Source organism: Streptomyces sp. SID5785, from assembly GCF_009870065.1.
Classification (GTDB): domain Bacteria; phylum Actinomycetota; class Actinomycetes; order Streptomycetales; family Streptomycetaceae; genus Streptomyces.
The window spans coordinates 1-2,620 of record NZ_WWIA01000967.1; the positions used below are offsets into that span (position 1 = coordinate 1).

Consider the following 2,620-nt stretch of genomic DNA (forward strand, 5'->3'; position numbering starts at 1 on the left):
GGCCGCGCGCCCTGCGGCGTGGCCCGGCCGCTCCGTGTACGCGGCGGCGGCGTGCAGCGCCCGGGCGGTGGCCCGGCGCTCGGGCCCGTGCGGCCGGACGAGCGCGGGTGCCATCCCGACCAGCCAGGCGACGGCGCCTGCCCCGAGCATCAGGGCGAGGTGTCCGGGGACCTGTCCGGCGGTCTGCGGCGCGAACAGCGCGGCGGAGCTGATGAAGGTGAAGATCAGGTGGCCGGGCGGCCCGATGCGCGTGGCGTCGCAGAGCGTCTTCTGGACGGCGGCCAGCACGGCGCCGACGGCGACGAGCACCGCGGCGGATCCGGTGAGCGAGGCGGTGACGAGCGCGACCGCGATGCTCGCGAACATCCCGGCGACGACCCAGGCGAGGGCGCGCGCCCGCGCGGCGTAGGGGAGGTTGTGCCCGTACAGGGCGCAGAAGGAACCGGCCATCGTGTACATCACGAGGTCGAGGCGGCCGAGGGCGAGCAGTGCCAGGTTCGGTATCGCCGCCGAGACGACGACGCTCGTCGCGGGCTTGAACCAGATGTCGGCCGGTCTGTTCGCCCGCAGCACTCCGGCGAGCGGGAGCGGTCGGACGGTCCGGGTGCGCGGGGTCGGCGGAGTGCTGCTCATACAGAAACCTTAGCAGGTGTTTCACCAGTAAAACGAAAGGAAAGGATCCGCGCGTGCTTCCCTGCGCCGCCTTACGCGCCCGTGCGCCCGGGCATCTTCCTGTCGAGCTGTCGCACCCACCTGCACCGTGGCACCGGAGCCGGCCGCGGACAGCCGGCAGGACCGACTGAGGGGGACCCGCGTGCACGGACCGGAGTCGGCCGCATGGCTGCTCGTCGCTCTCTGCGCCGTCACCGGCGCCTCCTGTCTGCTGCGCCGGCGCAGCGGCGACGGAGAACAGCGCCGCACGGCCGGCGGCGAGGCACTCATGGGGTTCGGGATGGCCCTGATGGCGGTGCCCGCGGCCGTGGTGACGCCGCCGCGCTGGACCTGGCTCCTCTACGCGGCCGTGTTCGGCGGCGCCGCCCTGCGCGCGCTGTGGGCGGCCCGGCGCGGGGCGCACCACCTGCACCATCTGGCCGGGACCTTCGCGATGGCCTACATGTCACTCGCCATGGCGGCCCGGCCCTCCGGCCACGCGCACCACGCGGCGGCCGGACTCCCGGTGCTCACGGGCGTCCTGCTCGTCTACTTCACCGGGTACGTGCTGCGGGCGGGCGTGCGTCTGGTGCCCGCCGGGGCCCCTGTGAGCTCCGGGACCTCGGTGGGGGCGGCATCCGGCACCGGCGCCGGCACCGCCGGTCCGGCCTGGCGTGACCGGCCCGAGCTGGCGCGGGCCTGCCGCCTGTCCATGGCCATCGGGATGCTCGCGATGCTGCTGACCATGTAGCCGCCCGGAGGGCCGTCACCGCCGCTACGGCCACCGAACGAAACCGTGGCGTGCGTCACTTGGCGAGCCGGCCCATACCGCCGGGTAGCCCGCGCCAAATAGGCTGACGGACATGACGGTCCCCGTAGCGCTGTTGCTGCTCGGCGCCTTTGTCGCTGTCGTCGCCCCGCGTCTGCTCGCACGCGCCGACTGGCCGGACCGGGAGCCGATCGTCGCGCTGTGGGCGTGGCAGTGCGTCGTCGCGGCCGTCCTCCTGTGCTGCGCCCTGTCGATGACGCTGAGCGCGGCGTCCGCCTGGCAGGCGTTCCGCGGGCGACTCTTCGCGCCCGCCCCGCACGGGGTCGTCGAGGCGTACGCACTGCGCGCCCCCGGCCCCTGGGCGGCGACGGTCGCCGTGGCCCTCGCCCTCGGCGGGGTGTGGACGGCCGCGATGCTCGTGCGGGAGGTGCACCGCGCCCGGTCTCGCCGTCGGCGGCGCCGCGCCGAACTCCTGGTCCGCGCACCGCTGTTGCCCGGCGAGGAGCCGGGCGCCGACCGTCTTGTGCTGCTCGAGGCGGAGCGGCCCGACGCCTGGTGGCTGCCGGGCCCGACCCCCCAGCTGGTCATCACCACAGCGGCGCTGCGCCGCCTGAAGGGGCATCAGCTGGACGCCGTGCTCGCCCACGAGACGGGCCACGCCCGCTGGCGGCACGACTGGCTGCTGCACTGCTCGGGCGCGCTGGCCTCGGGCTTCCCGCAGATCAGGGTGTTCGCCTCGTTCCGCGACGAGATGCACCGGCTGGTCGAGCTGGCGGCCGACGACGTCGCGTCACGCCGCTTCGGCCGGCTCACGATCGCGCTGGCCCTGGTCGAACTGAACGAGGACCGCGGCGTGTTCGGCCCGTGCCCGACCCCGCACGCACACGTCCCGCAGCGGGTGCACCGGCTGCTCGCGCCGCAGACCCGGCTCAGCCCGGTCCACCGGCTGCGGCTGACGGCCGCGGCGGCGCTCATCCCGCTGGTCCCGCTCCTCGTGACGTTCGTCCCGGGCCTGCGCGCGCTCGGTTAGCGTTCGCGTCCGGCGCGGGCGGCACGGTGCTGGTCCCGGCACCGTGCCATGGGTGAAGATCTCCCCCATGCACCCGGCACGGCTCGACTCCCCGCAGCGGACGCCTCCGGTCCCCCGGCCGCGGCCGCGCACGCTGTGGGGTCTGGCGCTCGTCAACGCCGTCCTGCTCG

The 2,620-nt window shown here is 75.2% G+C and carries 2 protein-coding genes and 1 pseudogene; 2 read left to right on the forward strand and 1 reads right to left on the reverse strand.

What is annotated here, in order from left to right:
• Positions 1–633, reverse strand: a pseudogene (locus GTW43_RS31560) (FUSC family protein); the annotation flags it as partial.
• A gap of 181 nt (positions 634–814) precedes the next feature.
• Here GTW43_RS31560 and GTW43_RS31565 point away from each other — a divergent pair.
• On the forward strand, positions 815–1,402 hold the full coding sequence (locus GTW43_RS31565; protein WP_161305402.1) for a DUF5134 domain-containing protein: 588 nt from the start codon (positions 815–817) through the stop codon (positions 1,400–1,402).
• 112 nt (positions 1,403–1,514) lie between these two features.
• Complete coding sequence (locus GTW43_RS31570; protein ID WP_161305403.1) at positions 1,515–2,450, forward strand: M56 family metallopeptidase; 936 nt, start codon at positions 1,515–1,517, stop codon at positions 2,448–2,450.
• Positions 2,451–2,620: the final 170 nt, after the last annotated feature.

Bases quoted from the DNA above. Each gene is read 5' to 3' on its own strand.
- GTW43_RS31570 (WP_161305403.1), top strand. From the start codon at position 1,515: ATGACGGTCCCCGTAGCGCTGTTGCTGCTCGGCGCCTTTGTCGCTGTC.